At 70.9% G+C, this 6,120-nt stretch carries 6 protein-coding genes; 2 read left to right on the top strand and 4 right to left on the bottom strand.

The genetic code is table 11. The features are described 5' to 3' along the window. Window positions 1-52 precede the first annotated feature (52 nt). The 4 genes from hutG to hutC all read right to left on the bottom strand — a co-directional run bounded on the left by hutG (window position 53) and on the right by hutC (window position 3,632). Complete coding sequence (gene hutG / locus FUT87_RS12730) at window positions 53-916, bottom strand: N-formylglutamate deformylase (protein ID WP_147241255.1); 864 nt, start codon at window positions 914-916, stop codon at window positions 53-55. 88 nt (window positions 917-1,004) lie between these two features. Next, window positions 1,005-2,237, bottom strand: a complete 1,233-nt coding sequence (gene hutI, locus FUT87_RS12725) for an imidazolonepropionase (RefSeq protein ID WP_255511796.1) — start codon at window positions 2,235-2,237, stop codon at window positions 1,005-1,007. Continuing rightward, complete coding sequence (locus FUT87_RS12720; RefSeq protein WP_175538170.1) at window positions 2,234-2,788, bottom strand: HutD family protein; 555 nt, start codon at window positions 2,786-2,788, stop codon at window positions 2,234-2,236. Before FUT87_RS12720 ends, hutI begins: the two co-directional genes overlap by 4 nt. Before the next feature lie 88 nt (window positions 2,789-2,876). Continuing rightward, window positions 2,877-3,632, bottom strand: coding sequence for a histidine utilization repressor (hutC, locus tag FUT87_RS12715; protein WP_147241253.1), 756 nt, complete (start codon window positions 3,630-3,632; stop codon window positions 2,877-2,879). Between the two features lie 98 nt (window positions 3,633-3,730). Here hutC and FUT87_RS12710 point away from each other — a divergent pair, with 98 nt between their 5' ends. Together FUT87_RS12710 and hutU are read left to right on the top strand one after the other, a co-directional pair. Next, on the top strand, window positions 3,731-5,182 hold the full coding sequence (locus FUT87_RS12710; protein WP_147241252.1) for a cytosine permease: 1,452 nt from the start codon (window positions 3,731-3,733) through the stop codon (window positions 5,180-5,182). Between the two features lie 52 nt (window positions 5,183-5,234). Then, on the top strand, window positions 5,235-6,120 hold an 886-nt coding region (gene hutU, locus FUT87_RS12705; protein WP_147241251.1), incomplete at its 3' end, for a urocanate hydratase.

The raw sequence follows: 6,120 nt of genomic DNA, 5'->3' as shown, positions 1-6,120 counted from the left end.
TCCAGCCAGGCCAGCGGCGCGTGGAAGGCCGTCGGCGTCACGGCGGCGGCGCTCATGCGGCGCTCCGCGGCGGGTGGGTCGGTGGGTTGGCGGCGGACGGGTTGGCCGACGGGTTGGCCATCAGGTAGGCCTGCAGCAGCATCGTCAGCACCGGTCGCACCCGCTCGACACAGCCCGCGTCGAGCTCGTAGCCGGTGAAGCCCATGTCGTTCTCGACCATGTAGCAGCGGTAGCACATCTCCAGCTGCACCGCCTGCTGGCCCAGCTCGGGCCGGCCGTACTGGCGCGTGATGTAGCCGCCCTTGAAACGGCCGTCGACGACCCAGCTGAAATCGTCCTGCGCCTGCAGCACGATCTCGATCGCCTGGCGCGTGATCTGCTTGCAGGACTTGCCCTCGACGGTGCCGATGTTGAGGTCGGGCAGGCGGCCCTCGAAGAGCCAGGGCAGCTCCGAGCGGATGCTGTGGGCCTCGAACAGCAGCGCGACGCCGTGCTCCTGCCGCAGCCGCTGCAGCTCGCCCTGCAGCGCCTGGTGGTACGGCGCCCAGTACTGCTCGATGCGGCGCTGCTTCTCGGCCGCGTCCGGCGCCAGGCCGTCCTGGTAGAGCGGCTCGCCGGTGAAGAAGCGCGTCGGACAGAGCTCGGTGTTGGAGGCGCCGGGATACATCGGCGTGTCCTCGGGCGGGCGGTTCAGGTCGATCAGGTAACGCGAGAAACGCGGCACCAGCATCCCGGCGCCGAGCTGCTCGGCGATCGGCGCGTACAGCGGCTCCAGGTGCCAGTCGGTGTCCTCGCTGCCCAGCGCGCGCGGCACATAACGGTGATGCTGGTCGGCCGGGATCTCGCGGCCCACGTGCGGCATGCTGATCAGCAGCGGGGTGCGGCCGCGCCGCAGTTCAAAGACGTCGTGCTTCATCGCTCGTTCCTCTTGTCTCCGCGCGACGGCAACAGGCCGCCGCGCCGCGGCCGCGATCACGTCGTCGCGCGATCGTCCGCCGCTTGTCTCACGCTCGCGCCTGGCCGCCGACCACCACCTGGCGCAGCGGGTTGCGTCCGAACCAGTAGGCCAGCTCGCGCGGATGCGCGGCCTCCCAGACGCAGAAATCGGCGCGCAGGCCGGCGACCAGCCGCCCGCGGTCGGGCAAGCCGAGCGCCCGCGCCGCGTTCACCGTCAGGCCGCGCAGCGCCTCCTCCGGCGTCATGCGGAAGAAGGTGCAGGCCATGTTCAGCATCAGCAGCAGCGACAGGCCCGGCGAGCTGCCCGGGTTGTGGTCGGTCGCCAGCGCGATCGGGACGCCGGCGTCGCGCAGCGCCTGGACCGGCGGCAGCTTGGTCTCGCGCAGGAAGTAGAACGCGCCGGGCAGCAGCACCGCGACGGTGCCGGCCCGCGCCATCGCGGCGATGCCGTCCTCGCTCAGCCATTCGAGGTGATCGCAGGACAGCGCGCCGAACTCGGCCGCCAGCGCGGCGCCGCCCTGGTCGCTGAGCTGTTCCGCATGCAGCTTGACCGGCAGCCCGAGCGCGCGCGCGGCCTCGAAGACACGGCGGGTCTGCGCCGGCGTGAAGGCGATGCGCTCGCAGAACACGTCGACCGCGTCGACCAGGCCCTCGCGCTGGAGTTGCGGCAGCCAGGCGCAGACGGCGTCGACGTACTCGTCCTGCCGACCTTCGAATTCCGGCGGCAGCGCATGCGCGCCCAGGCAGGTGGTGCGCACCGTCAGGCCCAGCCCGGCCAGCTGGCGCGCCACCCGCAGGCACTTCGCCTCGTCCGCCAGCGACAGGCCGTAGCCGGACTTCACCTCCAGCGTGGTCAGCCCCTCGGCCATCAGCGCGCGGGCGCGCGCCACCGCCAGCGTCCACAGCGCCTGCTCGCCGGCGGCGCGCGTCGCGGCGACGGTGGAGCGGATGCCACCGCCGGCGCGGGCGATCTCCTCATAGGTCGCGCCCTGCAGGCGCAGCTCGAATTCCGCCGATCGCTCGCCGCCGTAGACCAGGTGGGTGTGGCAGTCGATCAGCCCGGGCGTCACCAGCGCGCCGCCCAGGTCGTGCGTCTCGGCGACGCCCTCGCGCCACTCGGCCGGCAGCTCCGCCGCGGGGCCGACCCAGCGCAGTTGCTCTCCCTCGACCAGCAGCGCGCCGTCGTGCACCAGTCCCCAGTCGCGCTCGCCGGCGAAGGTTGCCAGCGTCGCATGGGTCCACAGGGCGCGGCGTGGCGCGGCGGTCGAGGTCATCCTCATGTGTCGCTCCAGACCAGCCACCAGGCCGGCCCATGTTGATCGCCGTCGTCGAAGACGCAGCTGTGCGCGGCCGGCGATTCACACCAGGCCAGCGTGTGGGGCGCCAGCGGCACCGAGCGGTGACCGTGGATCAGCAAGCCGCCTTCCTGCGTGAACAGGCCCAGCCAGCGCGCGCCGTGCGGGATCAGCGGCCGGTCGGCCGGCTGCAGCCGGAACACGCCGGCATCGCGCCGGTGCATCACGTTGAAGTCCTGCGTCGGGCCGTCGATCAGCGTGCAGTCGGGCGCGTCCTCGCCGGGAAACCGGACCATGCCCTCGTTGGGCTTGAGCGCACGGCCACGCATGATCACGCCCTCCCCCGACAGCACGCCGAACCAGCGGTCCACGCCGGGGTAGGCCGAGAACGGGCCGTCGCGGTCGATGTCCGCGACGCTGATGCGCACCTTCCAGTCCGCGACGTGCGGCCACGCGAGCAGCTCGCGGGTCCGGCCTCCCCCATTGCGCCACGGGGTCGGGGCAACCTCGTCGGCGGTGATCCTCATCCAGCTCATGTCATCCAACTGCACAGGGCTATTGCTGAAGGGCGGGATTCTCGAAGACTCGCTCATGAGGACACGTCACCAAACGTCAACCCGGGGGTCACGCCTGGAAGCTCCCCTCTAGCAGGTAGCGGCTGGCCGGATGCACCAATCGCACCGCCGTCACCGCGCGGCCCTGGCTGGATGTGACACGTTTCACGACCAGGCAGGGTTCGCCGCGCGGCATGCCCAGCAGCCGGGCCTCGAGCGCCACCGGCATGGCGGCCTCGATGGTGTAGCGCGCTTCCGACAGCGGCGCGACTTCCAGCAGGTAGTGGGTGGGCGTGACGCGCGTGAAGTCCTGGTCCATGTAGGCCGGCGCGCAGGCCGGATTCACGAGCCGGTCCTCGCACTGGATCGCGATGCCGTTCTCGCGGTGGACGATGACGCTGTGGAACAGCGTCGCGCCGGTACGCACGCCCAGCAGGCCGGCCTGTTCGGCATTGGCCTTGATCGTCTCCAGGACATGGACGCTGGCCTCGTGCCGGTGATTGCGCGCGGCGATCTCCTCATGCACGTCGCGCACCGTCAGCGTCGAGGCGATGCGGTGCAGCTGCGCCACGAAGCTGCCCACGCCCTGCACCCGCTCGACCAGGCCTTCCTGGTGCAGCTCGCGCAGCGCGCGATTGACCGTCATGCGGCTGACGCCGAAGGTCTCGGTCAGGTCCGCCTCCGACGGCAGGCGCTCGCCCGGCCGCCAGCGCCCGCCCGCGATGCCTTCGCGCAGGTGCGTCTTGACCTTCAGGTACTGCGGCGCGGGGCCGCCCGCACCGCTCAACGCGGAGGCCGGAAGGGAGCTCGAGGACTTCGTCGCCATGGGGTCGCATCCTACTTGACTGTACTTGTATAGACAACTAGAGTCCGCCGCATCCCGCCAGCAGATGCGACACGCACGACGGCGCCCAGGAGACATCCATGACCGTATCGACTTCCGCCGCGTCGCGTGCCGGCGCGTCCGCCCCGCCGGACCGGCTGCTGGAGACGCGCACCATCGACCGCGTGCCCGAACGCGAGCGCCACGGCAGCCCGGGCAGCCAGTTCAGCCTCTGGATGGCGGCCAACCTGCAGATCACCGCGGTGGTGGACGGCGCCCTGGCCATCGTCTTCGGCGCGGAGGCGCTGACGGCGATCGTCGGCCTGCTGCTGGGCAACCTGCTGGGCGGCACGGTGATGGCGCTGCATTCGGCGCAGGGACCGCGGTTGGGCCTGCCGCAGATGATCTCCAGCCGGGTGCAGTTCGGCGTCAAGGGCGCGGCCCTGCCGCTGCTGCTGACGCTGGTGATGTACCTGGGCTTCGCCGCGACCGGCACGGTGCTGTCGGGCCAGGCGATCAACCTGCTGCTGGGCGCGGAGTCACCGCTGGTGGGCATCGCGATCTTCGGCGGGCTGACCGCGCTGATCGCCACCGTGGGCTACCGGCTGATCCACGTCGTCGGCCGCATCGCCACGGTGCTGGGGATCCTGGGCTTCGGCTACCTGGCGCTGCGGCTGTTCCAGCAGCAGGACGTGGGCGCCGTCTTCGGCCAGAAGCCTTTCACCATGGCCTCGCTGCTGCTGACGATGGCGCTGTCGGCCGGCTGGCAGCTGACCTTCGCGCCCTACGTGGCCGACTACTCGCGCTACCTGCCGTCCGGCACCTCGACCGCGCGCACCTTCTGGACCACCTTCGCCGGCACGGTGCTGGGCGCGCAGCTGGCGATGACCTTCGGCGTGCTGGTGGCGGCGGCCGGCGGCGGATTCCTGAAGAACCAGGTCGGCTTCATGGGCGAGCTCGCCGGGCCGGCCGTGGCCGCGGCGATCTACGCGGTGATCGTCGCCGGCAAGCTGACCGTCAACTGCCTGAACGCCTATGGCGGCTGCATGACGCTGCTGACCACGCTGGGCGCCTTCCGGCCGTCGCTGCGCATCGGCGCGGCGGCCCGCGCGGCGACCATCCTGGGCTTCGTGCTGGCCTCGATGGCGATCGCGGTGCTGGCCAGCGCCGACTTCCTGAACCACTTCAAGAACTTCGTGCTGCTGCTGCTCGCGGTCTTCGTGCCCTGGAGCGCGATCAACCTGGTGGACTACTACCTGGTCTCGCGCGAGAAGGTCGACATCCCCGCGCTCTACGACCCGCAGGGCCGCTACGGCGCCTGGAACGCGATGGCGCTGGGCTGCTACCTGCTGGGCGTGATCGTGCAGATCCCCTTCCTCAACCAGAAGCTGTACCGCGGCCCGATCGCCGACTGGCTGGGCGGCGCCGACATCTCCTGGATCGTCAGCCTGGTGCTGACCTCGCTGGTCTATTACCCGCTGGCGCGCCGCACGATGCGGGTGCCCGCCACCATGATCTATCCCGACGGCGAGACGGCCCCCGGCCGCCGCTGACCCCACGCCCCCTCACGCCACACGATCCCGAGCCTCCCGAGAAGGAACCGCCATGAGCCACGCGCACCACGCCCAACCCCGTCCCGTCCGTGCCCCGATCGGCACGCAGCTCACCTGCAAGAACTGGCTGATCGAGGCCGCCTACCGGATGATCCAGAACAACCTGGATCCGGTCGTGGCCGAGAACCCCGATGCGCTGGTGGTCTACGGCGGCATCGGCAAGGCGGCGCGCAACTGGGACTGCTTCGAGCAGATCCTGACCTCGCTCAAGAACCTCAACGAGGACGAGACCCTGCTGATCCAGTCGGGCAAGCCGGTGGGCGTCTTCCCCTCGCATGTCGACGCGCCGCGCGTGCTGCTGGCCAACTCCAACCTGGTGCCGGCCTGGGCCAACTGGGAGCACTTCAACGAGCTCGATCGCAAGGGCCTGATGATGTACGGCCAGATGACGGCCGGCTCCTGGATCTACATCGGCTCGCAGGGCATCGTGCAGGGCACGTATGAGACCTTCGCCGAGGCCGGCCGCCAGCACTTCGGCGGCGACATGGTCGGCCGCTGGGTGCTGACCGCCGGCCTGGGCGGCATGGGCGGCGCGCAGCCGCTGGCGGCGACCTTCGCCGGCGCCTGCTCGCTGACCATCGAATGCCAGCAGTCGCGCATCGACTTCCGCCTCAAGACCCGCTACGTCGACGAGCAGGCCGCCGACCTGGACGACGCGCTGGCCCGCATCGCCAGGTACACGGCCGAGAAGAAGGCCGTCTCCATCGCGCTGCTGGGCAACGCGGCGGAAGTGCTGCCGGCGTTGGCGGCCCGCGTGAAGGCCGGCAGCGCGATCAAGCCGGACCTGGTCACCGACCAGACCTCGGCGCACGACCTGATCAACGGCTACCTGCCGGTGGGCTGGACCGTCGAGCAGTGGAAGGCCGCCGCCGCCGATC

The sequence above is a fragment of the Mitsuaria sp. TWR114 genome (genome assembly GCF_007997345.1).
The sequence above is the reverse complement of the archived record's forward strand: the minus strand, read 5'-3'. Positions and strand labels throughout refer to the sequence as shown.